Consider the following 16,877-nt stretch of genomic DNA (forward strand, 5'->3'; position numbering starts at 1 on the left):
TCCCATCCCGAATTGCGGCGCGAAGGAAAAAGCTGATGACAGTGACGTTGCTGTCCGCTGTGGAGCAGCTTGCGCTGCTCCGGCAAAAAAAGATCTCTCCGCTGGAGCTGGTGGAAGAGCACATCACCCGCATCGCAAAGCTGGACCCCGTACTGAACGCGTTTGCCGACTTTGATGCTGACAGGGTGCGGAAGCAGGCGCGTGCGGTAAAGCAGGGCGTCCTCAGTGGACTTCCTGTCACCATTAAGGCCTCCATCGAAACAGCGGGACACCGCTGCGAGATTGGCAGCGTGCTGCTTCGGGGGCAGGTGCCGAAGCAGAGCGCTGTCGTGGTGGACCGTTTGTGCGAGGCGGGAGCCATGGTGCTGGGAACGACCAATTGTCCTGAGCTGCTGATGGCCTATGAGACAGACAATCTGCTGTATGGCAGGACAAACAATCCGTGGGACACCTCCCGCACCCCGGGCGGATCGAGCGGAGGCGAAGCGGCGGCCATTGCTGCGGGGCTTTCGGCCGCGGGGCTGGGCAGTGACAGCGGCGGATCGGTGCGGGAGCCAGCGCATTTTTCCGGAATCTGCGCGCTCAAGCCAACGCCGGGACGCATTCCCTCCGCGGGGCATCTGCCGCCATGCACGGGACCGTTTTCAAGCCTGGGGGCCATCGGACCTATGGCGCGCACCATCGCTGATGTTCAATTGCTGTTTGATGTCCTGGCCGGACAAGACCCATGCGATCCAACGGGCGCGCCGGTGGCGCGAAAATCCGTCCCCTGGGAAGAGGCGCGAGAGCTGTCGATTGGATGGTTGGAAGAGGACGGTCTCGTTCCAGTGACGGCGGAGACGCGGCAGGCCGTGCGGGACGCCGCTACCGCGCTCGAACGGAGGGGCTTTCGCGTGAAACCGTTCCGCCCGTCCGTGCTGGAGGCGGCGCGAAGGCTCTGGGACATCTTTTTTGTACAGTGCGGCGCCATGTTCTATGGGCCGCTGATTGCCGGGCGCGAAAACGAACTCAGCCCGGTCTTCCAGGACTTTCTTGCTATTGCGGGATCGAGGCCGCCCCTGTCGGCTGGTTCCCTGCTTCAGGCATGGTCAGAGTGCGATGGAGTGCGCCGGCGTTTTTTGGAGGAGATGCGCGAATGTCCCCTGCTGCTTTTGCCGGTCTGCTCCATCCCGGCCTTTCGGCATGGAGAGAGACAGTGGACGGTGGAAGGCAAACCGCTGGCCTATCTGGATGCCATGCGGTTTACGCAGTGGTTCAATCTGCTGGCATCCCCGGCCGCGGTGGTCCCGGTGGGGCAGTCTCCGGAGGGCCTGCCCATTGGCGTCCAGATAGCGGGCCGGCCCTATGAGGACGAGCGGGTGCTGGCAGTGGCCGCCGTGCTGGACAGTGAATTTGGCTATCGGCCGCCTCCGCTAGGCTGAGAGGACGCCGGCAGCATAGGTTCTGACTGCACGGGTCCGTAATGGAACTGGTAAAGCTGCCTGCGGTCACCGGATTCAAAGCGGTTGTTCCAGTCAAGCTGATAGCGCATGGACCCGTTGTCTTCCGGATAATGCTCGCTGGAGGGATACGGGTAGCGGCCCATACCATGGAAAGGCAGTGCGGCAACGGTGAAAGGCATGGCTTCATAGAAGTCCATGTCCTTCACGAATCCATTGGCATAGAAGAAGTAGTCACGCTTCCATCCAGGTGGAAGCGGGGGCAGGGGTGCGGTGCTGAATTCCGCATCGATGTCTTCGCCGCTGCCAAAGACGACATATTTGTCATCGATGTGCCGGAGCAGCGGTGTCACGTCCCCATAGCGGGTATAACTGCCCCGCTGCCACTGGAAAGGCCCGGTGGCGCTGATGTGGTCATAGCGGTAGGTCAGATCTCCGGGCGTGGCGCCTTCGATCTGCTGCGGATATCCACGGAAGGCGAGATGGGCCGAAGCCAGTGGCAGCTCGGTCTTGCGCACCTGAGCAGGGCCTTCCGGTCCGTTGTCCACCAGTACCTGGTCCCAGTAAATCTGGAGATTGGTCCGGATGCGGATGCGATGCACGCCTTCAGGCAGTCGATGCGTGAGGTCTACGACGATGGTGCGCGGAAGACCGGCGGGAAAGCCCATGTCATTCACAATGCGCTTCCAGCTTCCATCCGGCATCTGCGCTTCCACATAGGGGGAAACAGGCTGAAGTCCCGCCTGCCAGGCGGCATACATGGAGCTGGCGCTGAAGTACTCAATATAGCCGCGCATGAAAAGTCGCAGAGGGTTGCGCACAGACCAGTCGCCCAGGTCCAGGGTGAGGGTATGCAGGTTGGCGTATCCGGCGTACTGAAGATTGGTGAAGTCCCGCACGTACTGATGATCGGCGCGACTCAAGAGAGAGAGGACGTCGCGTCCCTGATCGTCCCATGCTCCGGCCAGCTGATGTGTCTGCGGGCTGGCAAGGACGGGCCTTCCGGAGGCAAAGGGAGGATCATTGAGAAAGCGCTCATCGGGATAGACTTCCGTATTCGCCGGGTGGTCGATGGCGACGAGGCGCAGCTGGTCAATGTAGTTGATCTCCTCCATCGGCTCGCCAAAGCGGAGGCTGAGGAAGCCGTTGCGGGGCCTGAGCTGGGAGCCATCGACTTTGACCCACTCATCGGGGTCCGGGTGGTTCGTCGAGGTCGGGGAGGTCCAGTGTCCGATGACAGCAGCACCGATGACGTCGGTGACAAATTCATATCCGCTGCCGTTCCAGGCAAAGAGCACCGGGCAGGAGCTGCCGCGGCGGTCCAGTTCTTCGAGGACCTGCGGTTTGTTTGCGGCCACATCCAGCTCGTCCTGCGGAACTCCAGTGGGCCAGAGCAGGCGCACGACATCGGCTTCGGTTGCCTGCCCAAGTCCGGCAAGGACCTCCAGCGGTCCCTGGCCCAGATAGCCGCTGCCCCCGGCAACTTCAAATTTCTGCACCTGTCCGTTGGCAAAGACCTCGACTTTGGTCCCGATGGCGGACTTGTTGTCATTCAGGCCGGCAAGCACGATGCGCAGAGAATGATTGCGGTTACCGCCATCATTGTGCAGCACCAGTGGCGGGGCGTTCCACTGCGTCACGATGAGGTCGGCGGCACCGTCGCCGTCCACGTCGGCAGCAATCAGAGAGCGGGGGTTGGAAAGCCTGATTTTGTCCGCACCCACAGCAGCGGTCACGTCCTCAAAGCCCTGGGGACCGCGGTTCCGCCAGACGCGCAGGGCCGGGCCCCCGGAGGTCTGGACGATGGCGGCCAGATCAAGCCAGCCATCGTTGTCGATGTCCAGTGCCGTAATTCCCCAGGCCGCGGAGATGCCATCGGCGGGCAGGGGGACGCGCTCAAACTGCTTGCCCTTCACGTTTTTCCAGAGGCTTACGCCGGGTGTTCCGGAGTGTGTGAGCGCGACGTCCATCCATCCATCTTTGTTGAAGTCGAAGACATACAGACCGCGCGTGGCCGGGAGCGGGTCGGGATATAACGGGACGGCCCGGAAAGCACCTTCGCGCTGGTTCTCATAGAGGACCGGGGCGGGAGCTGTTCCGGTGACGAGAAGGTCTACGGCGCGGTCATTATTGATGTCCGAAAGCATGGCGGACGTCGTATCTTGTGTCCCTGCCAGGCCCGTGGGGCCGGTCCACTCCGTAAAAGTGGAGTTGCCGTTATTGCGCCAGAGCACATTCGGGCCCTTTCCCTCAGAGAGCGCAGTTCCGGTGATGAAGAGATCGAGGTCACCGTCATGGTCGAAATCCACAAAAGTGAGGCCGGCGGGGTGATTGAGCTGGGAGATGCCTACAGAAGAAGTAACGTCAGAGAATTTTCCATGGCCCAGATTGTGGAACAGGACCACGCGATCGCTCAGGGCCACGGCCAGGTCTGGCAGCTTGTCGTTGTCGTAATCTCCGACGGCGCAGGCAATGCCGTGTCCGGAAAGCGCAAGGCCGGCCTGTTCTGCGGGAAATTCCGTCAGCGGACCGCTGGGCGAGGGGCGGTAGATGTGCAGGGCGTGGTCTCCGTCGGCCATTGCGACGATGTCTTTTTCTCCCTTGCCGAAGAGGTCAAGCACGCAGGAGCCGCCCACAGGGCCGTTGGGCGGAGCAGGAGCAGCCGAAGGTGCTTCCTGCTGGGCCACAAAGCGGACGGGAATCATCGGGGCCGCCGCCCGCTCCGGGGCGAGCATGTCCAGGGCGGTGGCATAGTGGCCCTGTTCTCCGTAGGTGACGGTAAAGGGTGTGCCGATCTTCGTCTGCGTGATGGTCTGGAACCGCTTCAGGTGCTGCCGCGCTTCGGCAACACGGCCGGAGCGCTGCAGGGCGCTGGCAAGTCCAAACTGGGCGGAAGCGTGAAGCGGGTTCAGTTTCAGAGCAGACTCAAACTGTTGAATGGCGCTGGGATAGTCTCTTAAGTTCAGATAGACCGAGCCAAGATAGTAGTGGCTATCGGCATCGTCAGGGTCAAGCTGGATGGCGTGCTGGAAGTCCTTGACGGCCTGTGCCGGGTTGTCGCCGGTCATATGCGTCAGCCCGAGACTGTACCAGATGTGGACGTTGTCGGGGTCCAGAGAGGCGGCCTTGAGGAAGGCCGCTTCGGCCTCCGGGAGCTTGCGCAGATAGAGCAGGGCGATCCCCTGGTTGATGATGGGTACGGGAGAGGCGGGGTCCAGCTTATGGGCCTCTGTGAATTTGTCCAGAGCTTTTTCCAGAAGCTGCTGGTTCATGAGGGCAACACCAGCATTATTGATTTTTGCCGCAGCCAGGGTGTTCTGGCTGGACGCCTGGGTCTGGGCGCGTCCTGCCCCTTGTGCACAACATGCCAGCAGGGTCAATAAAATCAAGAGGAAGGAAAAAGGCATCTGGGAAAAAGGCGTTCTACTATATCTGGACATGAGTCAAGGCGGAATGGATGGGCATCGCCGCGTTCGATTATACTTGACAGGAACGTGAACAGAGGACCGGATGCGTGAGAGTGGTTTCTTCCACCTCAAAACGGCCACTCAGCATGGAAACCAGAGCATCCAGCAAAGAGGCGCCAGTGCAGCAGTACGTCGAACGGGTCATTGATCTCATCGAGCCGGAAAGCAATCACATCTACAATCTGTCTGCTGAAGAAGCCAGACGCCTTCTGCTTGAGGGGCCGCCCGAGGCCGTCCGCAATATCCACGGGTCGTTTGCCCTGATTGCCCGGGCGGGCAAGACGGTGAAGATGGCGCGCTCTCTGGACCGCCCGATGCGCTACTTCCTGGCCAAGCACCACGACGGCCCGATCCTGGTGGTGGCGGCGCGCATGGACACGATCTACCAGTGGCTGCAAAAAGAGGGACTCGACCAGCAATTTCATCCCAGCTACACGCGTATGGTCCCGGCACATTATGTCGTGGAGATCCAGCTTGTCGGCTGCCCGGACCCAGACCCGGTGTATACCCGCTTCTTTACCCCACAGCAGGGGGCCCTGCCGCCAGATGTAGACCGGATTGGAGAGTTGTATCTCTCTGCGCTGGCCCAGGAGATCGCGCAGTGGCTGGACCGTGTGCCGGCACAGGAGCCGGTGGGTGTATGCTTTTCCGGCGGCATTGACAGCGGCAGCGTCTTTCTCACGGCATACCATGTGATGCGGAAGCGCGGCATGAACCTGGCCCGTCTGAAGGCCTTCGTGCTGGACCTGGGAGGCGGGCCGGACCTGCAGCAGGCGCGCGCCTTCTTGGACGCCCTTGATCTGGGGCTGTTTCTGGAGCCGGTGGAGGCCGACGCTTCGTCGCTCGATGTGCGGGAGACGATCCGGATTGTAGAGGACTATAAGCCGCTGGACATCGAATCAGCCACGATGGCAATCGCACTTTTTCGCGGCATCCGCCAGAGGTATCCGGAGTGGCGCTACATGCTGGACGGCGATGGCGGGGACGAAAACCTGAAGGACTATCCCATTGAAGAAAACCCGGAGCTGACCATTCGCAGCGTTGTGAACAACATGATGCTGTACCAGGAGGGGTGGGGCGTCGGGAAAATCAAGCATTCGCTCACGTACAGCGGAGGGCTGAGCCGTTCCTATACCAGAAGCTACGCTCCGGCACGGCATTTCGGCTTCCACAGCTTCAGCCCCTATACGCGGCCCGATGTGGTGGCCATTGCCGAGGCCATTCCGTTTGTCCAGTTGACGGACTACAGCGTGGAGCGTCTCTACGAGCTGAAAGGCGAAATTGTTTCCCGCGGCATCGAGAAGCTCACCGGAATGAAGATGCCGGTGTTTCCGAAGCGGCGTTTCCAGCACGGAGCTTTGCCAGCCGAAGCCTTGCGCCAGAAGCTGCCCTTCCGCGAGGCAGAATACCGGCGGCAGTTTCTCTCGCTCTATCAGTAAGCCAATGACCGAAAGGCCAGGGTATCCGGAGCGGCCTGCGGAGCGGGACCGCTGGGTGGTTTCGCTGCGTCCCGAACGGCCGCATCTTGACCCAGAGAGGCCCTATGCATCTCTGGTGGAAGAGGAGTGTTCCGCCTCTGGCGCCGTTGTACCGGTCGCGACCATCTTCCTGACCAACCGTGAATGTCCCTGGCGTTGCGTGATGTGCGACCTGTGGCGAAACACTCTAGCGGAGACGCTCCCGGTCGGATCCATTCCCCGGCAGATGGATTTTGCCCTTTCGCAGTTGCCGCCCGCCAAGCAGATCAAGCTATACAACAGCGGAAGCTTTTTTGATCCCCGCGCCATTCCTCCGCAGGACCATCCGGCGATTGCCGAACGCGCGCGCCAGTTTGAGAGGACGATCGTCGAGTGTCATCCGGCGCTGGTGGGCGAGGCGAGTGTGCGCTTCCAGCAGATGCTGGGCAGGCCGCTGGAAGTGGCGATGGGGCTGGAGACGGCCCATCCCGAGGTGCTGGAACGGCTGAACAAGCGTATGACTCTGGGCCAGTTCTCTGCGGCTGCGGAATTTCTGCATACGCATGGGATCGCCCTTCGGGTCTTTGTTCTGGTACAGCCGCCCTTTCTGCGGCCGGAAGAGGCCCTCCTATGGGCTGGACGCTCGGTGGAGTTCGCCTTTGACTGCGGCGCCACGGCAGTCACGCTGATTCCCACACGTGCGGGCAACGGCGCGATGGAAAAACTGGCGGTGATGGGGGAATTTACACCGCCATCTCTTGCGGTGCTGGAGCAGGCCTCTCTCCAGGCACTTGCGATGCGACGGGGGCGTGTCTTCGTGGACCTGTGGGACATCGAGAAGCGGGCCGACTTGTGTGTGCATTGTCTGGATCGCCGCATCGAACGGTTGCACCGGCAGAACCTGACCCAGCAGGCGGCGCCCTCTGTTTTCTGCGACAACTGCGGAGGAACGAGTTGAGGAAGAGATTTGACCTGGCCATCGTTGGCTCAGGCTTCGCTGGATCTCTGACGGCCATGATCGCGCGGCGCCTGGGAAGGTCTGTCATTCTGCTGGAGCGGGGAAAGCATCCGCGTTTCGCGATTGGGGAATCGTCCACACCGCTCGCCAATCTTCTGTTGGAAGAGATCGCGGAGCGCTATGATCTGCCGGCCATCAGGCCGCTGAGTAAGTGGGGTACCTGGCAGCAGGCTTGCCCGGAGCTTCCCTGCGGGCTGAAGCGCGGCTTTACGTTCTATCATCATGTTCTCGGACAACCGGATGCACCGGACCCGGAGCACAAACGGCAACTGCTGGTGGCCGCCAGCCCGCATGACCGGATTGCGGACACGCACTGGTATCGCGCGGACTTTGACGATTTTCTGCTGCGGCAGGCGCAGAAGCTCGGCGCGGAATACCTCGATGAAACCGTGATGCAGTCGGTGGTCCTGCTTCCGGACGCAGTTGAGCTGAATGGTGCGCGGCACGGCCATTCTGTCAGCATTGAGGCAGAATTTCTGGTGGACGCGAGCGGTCCGCGCGGCTTTCTGCACAGGATGCTCGGGCTGCCCGAGGAGCGGTTTCCGGATTATCCTGCGACGCAGGCGCTGTACAGCCACTTCTCCGGCGTGAAAAGACGCGACGCCATTGCGCCGGAGAAGGAAACGCCGCCGTATCCGGTGGAGGATGCGGCCGTGCACCACATCTTTTCCGGCGGCTGGGTCTGGATGCTGCGGTTTAACAATGGTCGCGTGAGCGCCGGGGTCGCGGCCACAGAGAAGCTGGCCGCGGAGTTACAACTGCATCAGGGTGAAGCGGCATGGCATCGTTTGCTTGAAAGACTACCTTCACTCCAGGAGCAGTTTGCCGCTGCGCGCTGTGAAGAGACCTTTTATTACACGCCGCGGCTGGCCTTTCTTTCCGGCGTGATGCATGGGGAAAGATGGGCGATGCTGCCCTCGGCAGCGGGCTTCGTCGATCCGCTCCTGTCTACCGGATTTCCGCTGACGCTGCTGGGCGTACTGCGGCTGGCAGAGATTTTCGCGGAATGCAGCAGGACCTCCTCAGCACGCCAGGCCATGTTGCAGGACTATGCGGGAAGGACCTATGCCGAACTCCATGCCACAGCGCGCCTGATTGCCGCGCTCTATGCGAATATGGATTGCTTCGAGGTCTTTTCTGCACTGAGCCTGCTGTATTTTGCGGCTGCAAGCTATTCAGAGACGGCGCGACGGTTGCAAAAGCCGGAGCTGGCGCAGTCGTTTCTCCTCTACGACCGGCCCGATTTTGGTCCGAAATGCGAGGAAATTCTCAAGCGTGCGCGGGGGCCGGCCTCCGAGGAAGAAAAGGCCGCTCTGGTGCAGGATGTGCTCCGGGCCATCGAACCGCTGGATGTGGCCGGACTTTGCCGCACTGACCGGAGAAACTGGTATCCGGTAGAGGCCGAGGACCTCCTGCGGGCCGCGAGCAAAGTAGAGGCCAGCAAGGACGAGATTGTTGCGCTGCTGCGCCGGTCAGGTTTCGAAGCCCTGCCTCTTTAAGGATGAGAGGGGGCGGAGGGAGAGAACAGGACCGGGTGGGATTCCACGATGCCCTGGCCTTCCTTCAGTGTGATGGACTGGTTCGGCTGAATGTTGGTGAAAGATTCCTTTTTGCCACTGGGCCAGACGATGTCCACGCTGACCGGGCCGTCCTCCCCGGGGCGTCCTAGCCCGAAGGTCACCGGCAGCTCGCTTTGTGACAAATAGCTGGACCCGTCCTTGACCATGGCAAAGAGGCGCTGACCGCGGCTGTTGCGCACGGTGATCTTTGCGCCGATACCGTCGCGGTTAGACCTGGTGCCGATGGTGGTGATCCGCAGCACATCATTCTGGTTGCCATTGTCATTGCGAAACAGCTTTGCCGGACCATTGCTGGTGGTGAGGACCAGATCAAGGTCGCCGTCATTGTCATAGTCCAGGTAGGCTGCCCCCCGCGCCACAATGGGCTGGCGCAGCGCGCTGCCCACCTTGTCCGTGACATTCTCAAATTTTCCATTGCCTCTGTTGTGAAAGAGCAGAGGAGGCTCAGCATAGTGGATGGAAGGGGTCACACTGCTGACATCGTCGGCAACGTGGCCATTGGCGGCAAAGATGTCGGGCAGGCCATCGAGGTCATAGTCGAAGAAAAATGTGCTGAAAGTAAGGGAACTAAGCGAGGCGGGGCCGAGTCCGTCGGTCATGGCATTGTCTACGAAAAGACCAGAGCCGTCATTTTTGTATAAAGCAAGGCCTTCATTGGCGAAGTTGCCAATAAGAAGGCCCTGATGTCCGGAGAGGTCGTAGTCCGCGGCATCGGCCCCCATTCCGGCGCGCGCCTTGCCCGCATCGCTGAAGGCCACGCCGACGGTAAAGGCCTCATCCGTGAAGGTGCCGTTGTGGTTGTTATGGTAGAGCTTGTTGGGCTGCGTGTCATTGGAGACAAACAGGTCCGGCCAGCCATCATTGTCATAATCCAGAAGGGCCACACCCAGGGACTTGCTCGTAGGGTCATAAAGGCCGGCCTTTCTGGTCACATCCTCAAACCGGCCATTGCCCAGATTGTGGAAGAGTGTGGCGCTCTGGCCTTTGTACAGCTCAGGCGTGCAGTAGGACTTGTGTCTGCCGTCGAGCGTGCAGTACTGGTCCGTTTCCTGTGACCATTGGACATAGTGGGCCACATAGAGGTCCAGCTTGCCGTCCTTGTCGTAGTCAAACCAGACCGCACCGGTCGCAAAGCCGGGATCGCGAACACCGGCCCGGGCGGTGACATCCACAAAATGACCATTGCCCTGGTTGTGGAAGAGGTGGTTTCCGTCAAGCGCTGTGATATAGAGGTCGTCGTAGCCGTCGTTGTCATAGTCGGCAGCGGCGCAGCCCATACCGTACATCTGAACAGCGAGGCCCGCCTGCTGCGTCACGTCGGTAAATGTGCCGTCATGATTGTTGTGGTAGAGGGCGGGATAGGATTTTTTGCCGGTCCCATGTCCCGGCCAGTCCATGGAGTTGACAAAGAGAATGTCCTGCCAGCCGTCATGGTCGTAGTCAAAGACGCAGACACCACTGCCCATCGTTTCCGGCAGATATTTCTTCCCGAAGGCCCCGCTGTTATGAACAAAACGGATGCCGGCCTGCGCGGTCACATCCGTAAATCGAATGGGCCCGGAGGGACGCGGTGCGGGCTGTGTGACGGATGCTGAGGGCAGAGGCGAGGTCTGCGGTGCGTGGGCCGAGACCGGTGGCTGAGATTGCTCCCGAGAGGCAGAAGAGGAGGGAGATTGCCTGCAGCCTGAGGCTGAAATCAGAAAAGCGGCCAACGGCAGAATGGTCCACGCACGTACAGACATGAAAGAAGCGTCCTTTGGTGAAGTCTTTCCCTAACAGATTATGTGGCCAGAACGGGTTTTGCATCTTTGCGGTGCACGACCCACATCTCAACCAGCATGGCCACCGGGCCCACCAGAAAGAGCGCATAGAGCGGCGCATAGATGCTCTGGTCCAGGCGCAGGAGAAATTCGACAAATGCAACACAGAAGGCCACGATGCTTTGACCGATGCGGGAGCGCACAGTGGTTTTTGGGTCCGTAATCATGAAGAAGATGAAGAGCTGATATTCCGGTCCCGTGATGGGGGAAATCTCTGACTGCCAGGGATCATGGGTGATCCAGGCCCGCAGAAAAGCAAAGGCGAGGAAAGAGACGACATAGGTGGCGCAGATATGAAAGCGGCGGTGCGTGGCAATGATGATCGTGCCCAGAAGCCAGATTACGAGCACAGCGGCAAGATTATTGCCCCACTGGATGCTGAGCGTGGCAACAGACTCCGATGCCAGAAAGAGCATTGCACAGATGCCGAAGTTCGAGGGGTTCCAGATATGACGGCCCTGGAAGCGCAGCACATATTTTGAGGTGATGGCGATCATCGCGCACAGCATATAGGGCCACATGGCGGGCGAGCGCAGCAGGATGCCTACGCTGATGCCGGTAATGTACGCGCTGGCCAGGTGCGGCCATTTCTTAAGAAAGATGCGCCCCAGTACGACCTCTGTGGCCATGCTGGTGCCGATGGCGAGCAGGGTCTTCTGGTAGCTTTCCAGGATGCCAAAACCCAGATGGCCCACCAGCAGGATCAGCGTGATGAAGAGAGGCGGGACAAAGCGCGAGTCGAGGTGCAGCCGGTGTTTCCGGCGGGGCGTGGCTGGCACAGTCATGGCCGGGACGCTCATTGGGGCTCCTTGATTGTATAAAGTTTCCCGGGGACAAGGCTGGTCAAAGTCTGGATTTGGCCGGAAGGCCAGCGTACGACGGCCTTTTCGATTTCCGGATGACTGCCCAGTCCAAAGTGCAGGCGGCGGTCATTCTGTGCTGCAAAGCCGCACCCTCCGGAGACCTCCTGGACCTGTTGCTGGCCGTTCCAGTACAGGGTGACTTCGGCGCCGATGGCGCTGCGATTGCTCTTTGTGCCTTCGAGGGCAAATTCAATCCACTGGTTCTGCGGCACCACGGTGTTTTTGTAGACCAGCAGAGGGCCACGCTGGTTGGCGACGACGACGTCGAGAACGCCGCGGTTCCACAAGTCGGCCATGGCGACCGAACGTCCATCGTGGGTGTCGGTTACGCCCACGGCCTGGGCCACATCCAGGAACTTGCCTGCTCCGTCGTTGATCCAGACATGCTTCTGCTGATATCCGGAGAGGCTGCGTCCGTTCATCGCCGGCCAATCTTTGGCGTCGGAGATGATGCTGGAGTTGCCGCCGGCGATCTTCGAGAAGTCATACCAATAGCTGCGCGACGGATCGAGGGAGACATAGCCGTTGGTGAGGAACAGGTCGAGGGTGCCGTCATTGTTCAGGTCGCCGAACTGCGCACCGAAGCTCCAGCCGCCCAGCTCCACACCCATGTCGCGGGCAAGGTTCTCAAATTGAATGTCGTTGCCGAAGGAGCCTTCCTTGGGTACCCACAGATTGTTGCCTTGGATGAGGACGCCCTCCTCCGAGATGTTGGACACATAGACGGAATAGCGGCCCTGGTTGAGGATGTCGCCGAAGGCCACATTCATGCCGCTTTTCGGAGCAAAGCCCACGCCCGTTTTTTCCCCTGCCTCGTGGAACCGTCGGCCATCGTTGAGGTAGAGTTCAGAGACGCCATAGTCGTTGGCGATGAAGAGGTCCTGATGGCCTGTACCGCGCAGATCGGCTGCGCCCGCCGCCAGCGCCCAGCGCCGGCTGGAAATGCCGACCTGAGCACTCACCTCTTCAAATCTTCCGTTGCCCAGGTTGTGGAAGAGATATTTCCGACCGCCGTTTTTGGCGTACTCGAAGCTGTCGGGCATCATTTTTGTGTTTTGCAGGTGCCAAAGGTCTACGTTCTCCGGATAGTAGCCGCCGACGAACAGGTCCAGCAGGCCATCGCCATCGTAGTCAAACCAGACGGCCGTGTTGGCATTGATCCAGGCCGGGAGGCCGGCCTGCGCGCTGACGCGGGTAAAGCCCTTGCCCTGGTCATTGTGGAAGAGTTCGGGCCTTCCCCACTTGATGAGGAAGAGGTCTTCGTAGCCATCATTGTCGTAGTCGCCCCAAACGGCACCCATGGAAACGCCGGTGCCGGGCTGGTTTACATCGGCAATACCCATCTGTTCGGCAACATCTCTGAAAGTGCCGTCATGCAGATTGCGATAGAGATGGTTTTTACTGCCCTCCTTGCTGTTGGTGACATAAATGTCCGGCCAGCCATCGCGGTCAAAGTCCACGATGGAAACCGAGGCCCCCATCGAAGCGACCTCAGGCATGATGGGGTCAAGCTTGGCGTCGAGGGTCGGTCCCTGATGGATGAAGTCAATGCCGGAGGCGTGCGAAACCTCCTCCAGAGAGAAGCCGTAACGTGCCAGGGCGGCGCTTCGTTCAAGAACAGCGGCGGAGGCCTTTCTGGCCGAGAGACGCCGGACCACAACCGGCGTGAGCAGCATACCGATAAACAAGACGGTAACAATGGTTCGTGCAATGGGGACGCGCTTCATGGCTCCGCGTGACTCCTCAGGGCGTGAGCAAAGGACTCCGGCGTAACATAACGGGTCTGCCAGTTCTGCCAGTCTTCTTTGTGATGTTGATACTCCCAGTCCTCTTCAAGGCCGCGCGGGGCCGCGTCGTAAAGCGTCCGGGCATGGTAAGGATACGGCAGAACGGTGCGGGAGTTGGTGGAGTTATAGTCACCGTCCTTGACCCAGCCGTCGCCGGCGATGATGAAATCGCGTACCCAGCCTGCAGGCGGCGGTGGTGGCGCGGCAAAGCGCAGGGCCAGCTCATCGCCTGCATTCATGATGACGTATCGGTCATCCACCTGGGAGAGCAGCGGACGCACGTCACCGTAGCGGGTGTAATAGCCTGCGAGGTCGCGCCAGATCTGCGTACTGGCGAGCAGGTGGTCGTAGTCCGGTATCTCCGGCGAGGACGCGTTGGCCTGCCGGACGACCGAGTATCCGCGATAACGCAGCTCAGCAACGGAAGGGGCAAGTCTGGTGATCCGGACCGCAGCGCCGGGAATTCCTCTGGCCCACTCGATGCGGTCCCAGTAGATTTCAAGGTTGGTGCGCAGGCGCAGATGATGCGGCGTTCCTGGGGGAAAGATCCCGGTGAGGTCAATCAGGCAGGTCTTGTTGCGCCCGGCCGGGAAGCCCAGGTTTGGTCTTACGGTCTTCCAGCCGCCACGGCCATCGGGGACCTCCAGACTCAGGGGACGGGGCGCTTCGTGGTGGCCTTGGGCCATGGCGATGTTGAGGGAGGAATCCGAGGGATGCAGCCAGCCTTGTGCGATGAGCCACACCGCTCCTGTTTCCGGAAAGTCTGGGCCAAGATCGATCTCTACGTAGTGGTCGCGCGTGACCCCCTGATATTGTCCGCGTCCGAAATTGTCGAGATATTTCCCATCGAGGGACCGGAGGATGCTGGTGACATCATTGTTGTTGTCGTCCACGGCGCGCGCGATTGGCTGCGGTTCGGCTGTGGTGGTCACGGCCAGCCGTACGGGAGGAACTGCGTAGCGCTCATCGGCAAAGATCTCCGTCCCGACGGGATGGTCCACGGCCATCAGTTGCAGATAGTCGTAGTAGTAGGTCTCCCAGAGTTCGTCGGTAATGCGGAGATCGTAAAAGCCATTGCGGGGAACCAATTGTTCGCCGCCGATCTTATACCACTCCTGGGTCGCCGCAACGCGGGCAGGGCCAAGGGCATTGATGCGAAGGCCCAGTGCCGATCCCCATGGGGCAGTGTCTTTCACAAAGGCCATCTGATGGCCGTTGTATGCGAAGAGAAAGGGGCAGGAACCCTTCAGCCGCTGCTCGGTCAGGACCTGCTGGTCGGCCTTGAGGGCAAACTCGGCGCGCACCGAGCCATTGGGCCAGACAATTCTGGCCACATCTACTCCGGGCTGGACGCCCAGGCCAAAGTGCAGTTCCGGGCCCGTGATGGGCTGCCGCTGCACCTGCAGTCCGGAGCGGACCTCGATGTCTCCGCCAATCCCAAAGGAGTTGACGCGCTGGTCGCCCGTGGTCTGGCGGGCGCGGGGACGGATGATCTGCCAGTGATAGGCCTTTGTGCCGCGGTTCCATCCTGTGAGGGGGGCGCCTGTAGGAGAGAGCTGTAACAGATCGAGCCGGCCATTTCCCTCAAGATCGGCAGCAGCAAAGGTCCGCGCCGGAGCGCCCGCGCCCGGCAGAAGAGAGAAATGGCCCTGGGCATCCTGGAGCCAGAGAAGAGTGCGTTGTGGCATCGCCACGGATGCAAGCAGGAGGTCTACTGCCCCATTGTTGTCAAAGTCCCCAGCCTGCAGGCGTACCGGGTGTGCCAGGGTCCCGGCCGCGTCTGGGACCTGGGCGATCTGAGTCGTTTTCCAGTGCGGGTCGTCATCTTCCTGCCAGAGGGAGACGATGGCGCCGTCTTCGCGTACTGCCAGCAGCGCAAAGGTGTCCGGGTCTGGAATGCAGCCTGCAGCGAGCGCCTTCAGATGTCCGAAGCCCGTTGGCACCGGTTGCTCATGAAAGCGGCCGGAACGGTCATTGAGGAAGACGTGGAGCTGTCCGGCGCCGTCCAGGAATGCGGCGTCAGGGTTTCCGTCCCCATTGAGGTCGGCCCAGACAAACTGCTGGATGCCGGAGACACCGGCAAAGGGATGCATCGGCTGAAAGGTGCCATCGCCATTGTTGCGCAGAACGGTGGGTAGACCGCTGGCGCTGCCGAGGACCACATCCAGGTCTCCGTCGGCCTCGATGTCTGCGGCCCACGCTCCGGTGTAGGCAGCCGAGAGGACGGAGGCAGGCAGATGGGTCTGCGTGGTCACGTCTGTAAACCTGGCAGCGGCATCCTGGCGTATCCAGCGCAGGCCGCCGGCCCCGGCGAGCACCAGGTCGGTTTTGAAATCGTAGTTGAAATCGATCGGCAGAACACCTTCTGGCGAAGGGGACGTTTTTTTGCTGCCGGGAAAGGGCATGGAAACACCAGTGGCCAGGTGGAGCTGCTGCGCATTGGCCACGGCGAGGGTGGGATTGCCGGAGCCATCCAGAGAGATGGCCCCGATCCAGTCCCATGGCCCGGCAGGGAGCGCGGCAACGGCTTGTGTGTCGAAAGAAAGTGCTGTATCCGGGGCAGCAGGATGAAATTCAGGTGTGGCCAGCCGCAGGAAATGGGTGAAGGGGACCGCTTCTTCTCCGGGCTGCGGCTTGATCTGTGCGAGGCTGGAGCGAAATTCCGGGACCTGCATCAGCACATTGCGGAGAAAAATCGAACGCATGGCCGCCGAATGGGGCTCCGGGCCGGATGCGGCGGCCTTCAACGCTGCCAGCTGCTGCTGGACGTCCTCGGGCCAGCCGGCGGACTGCGCAGAGATTTTGTCGATGGCCGTATGCAGGGTGGCCGTATCGCCCCGCTTGGCGGAGATGCGGGCAAGCTCAAGCAGGGCGGCCAGGTTCTCTGGCTGGGCCGCGACAATCTGCTGCATGAGCTTTTCAAAGTCGGCGTCGCTGCCTGGGGCACCCTGACGTTCGGTTTCCTGGGCCAGCAGATAAAGGGCGCGCAGATTGTGAGGGTTGAGGTGTACGGCCTGCTGCAGATCGGAGATGGCTTTGGGGGAGTTGCCCCGTTCGCTCTCAAGCAACCCCAGCAGATACTGGATGCGGTCATCGCCGGGGGCCAGCGAATGGGCGCGCTCCAGCCGCTGGCTGGCGGCATCAAAATTGCGCTGGCGCAGGGCGAGGATGCCCCAGTTGGCCCAGGCGGCAGGCTCGCCGGGCACCATCTGCGCGGCCTGGGAAAGGGTGGCCTCGGCCCGTACATCATCGCCCACGTCAAGCGCAGCCAGGCCCACATAAAAAGTGCGGACAAAACTGGCATAGGTTTCTGAACCCGGCGATGGCAGACGAGAATGACAGCCCCAGAGAAACACAAGCAAAGAAAGCAGGAGAGGCAAAGAACAGAAGGGCCTGCAACTTTCTTCAAGCCGGGTGATGACGCATGTGTGGGATCGGGCGGACCT

At 60.9% G+C, this 16,877-nt stretch carries 9 protein-coding genes; 4 read left to right on the top strand and 5 right to left on the bottom strand.

Features of this window, described 5'->3' with window-relative positions:
• Nucleotides 1–35 precede the first annotated feature (35 nt).
• Nucleotides 36–1,421: an amidase gene (locus tag N655_RS0107020; RefSeq protein WP_026442407.1), complete on the top strand. Its 1,386-nt coding sequence runs from the start codon at nucleotides 36–38 to the stop codon at nucleotides 1,419–1,421.
• Here the strand turns inward: N655_RS0107020 and N655_RS17795 are convergent.
• On the bottom strand, nucleotides 1,397–4,828 hold the full coding sequence (locus tag N655_RS17795) for a CRTAC1 family protein (RefSeq protein WP_238324551.1): 3,432 nt from the start codon (nucleotides 4,826–4,828) through the stop codon (nucleotides 1,397–1,399). The genes N655_RS0107020 and N655_RS17795 overlap by 25 nt on opposite strands.
• A 164-nt stretch (nucleotides 4,829–4,992) precedes the next feature.
• Between N655_RS17795 and N655_RS0107030 the strand changes: the two genes are divergently transcribed.
• From N655_RS0107030 to N655_RS0107040, 3 genes are read left to right on the top strand one after another with little or no spacing between them, the layout of a single operon-like run.
• Nucleotides 4,993–6,345 (top strand): asparagine synthase-related protein, encoded by a 1,353-nt coding sequence (locus tag N655_RS0107030; protein ID WP_044935462.1) that lies wholly within the window; start codon nucleotides 4,993–4,995, stop codon nucleotides 6,343–6,345.
• A gap of 4 nt (nucleotides 6,346–6,349) precedes the next feature.
• A complete protein-coding gene (locus N655_RS0107035; RefSeq protein WP_026442409.1) occupies nucleotides 6,350–7,321 on the top strand; it encodes an archaeosine biosynthesis radical SAM protein RaSEA in 972 nt (323 codons plus the stop codon).
• Complete coding sequence (locus tag N655_RS0107040; RefSeq protein WP_026442410.1) at nucleotides 7,318–8,880, top strand: NAD(P)/FAD-dependent oxidoreductase; 1,563 nt, start codon at nucleotides 7,318–7,320, stop codon at nucleotides 8,878–8,880. Before N655_RS0107035 ends, N655_RS0107040 begins: the two co-directional genes overlap by 4 nt.
• Here N655_RS0107040 and N655_RS17800 read toward each other — a convergent pair.
• The 4 genes from N655_RS17800 to N655_RS0107060 are packed head-to-tail and all read right to left on the bottom strand — an operon-like array spanning nucleotide 8,877 to nucleotide 16,811.
• Nucleotides 8,877–10,703 (bottom strand): CRTAC1 family protein, encoded by a 1,827-nt coding sequence (locus N655_RS17800; protein WP_049961310.1) that lies wholly within the window; start codon nucleotides 10,701–10,703, stop codon nucleotides 8,877–8,879. The two genes, N655_RS0107040 and N655_RS17800, sit on opposite strands and share 4 nt — an antisense overlap.
• Nucleotides 10,704–10,741: 38 nt before the next feature.
• Nucleotides 10,742–11,581: an RnfABCDGE type electron transport complex subunit D gene (locus tag N655_RS0107050; protein WP_026442411.1), complete on the bottom strand. Its 840-nt coding sequence runs from the start codon at nucleotides 11,579–11,581 to the stop codon at nucleotides 10,742–10,744.
• The gene (locus N655_RS0107055) at nucleotides 11,578–13,371 is read right to left on the bottom strand and encodes a CRTAC1 family protein (RefSeq protein WP_026442412.1); all 1,794 of its coding nucleotides are present in this window, start codon (nucleotides 13,369–13,371) and stop codon (nucleotides 11,578–11,580) included. Before N655_RS0107055 ends, N655_RS0107050 begins: the two co-directional genes overlap by 4 nt.
• A complete protein-coding gene (locus tag N655_RS0107060) occupies nucleotides 13,368–16,811 on the bottom strand; it encodes a CRTAC1 family protein (RefSeq protein WP_049961311.1) in 3,444 nt (1,147 codons plus the stop codon). Before N655_RS0107060 ends, N655_RS0107055 begins: the two co-directional genes overlap by 4 nt.
• Nucleotides 16,812–16,877: the final 66 nt, after the last annotated feature.

Origin of the sequence: Pseudacidobacterium ailaaui (genome assembly GCF_000688455.1) — a bacterium.
GTDB lineage: Bacteria > Acidobacteriota > Terriglobia > Terriglobales > Acidobacteriaceae > Pseudacidobacterium > Pseudacidobacterium ailaaui.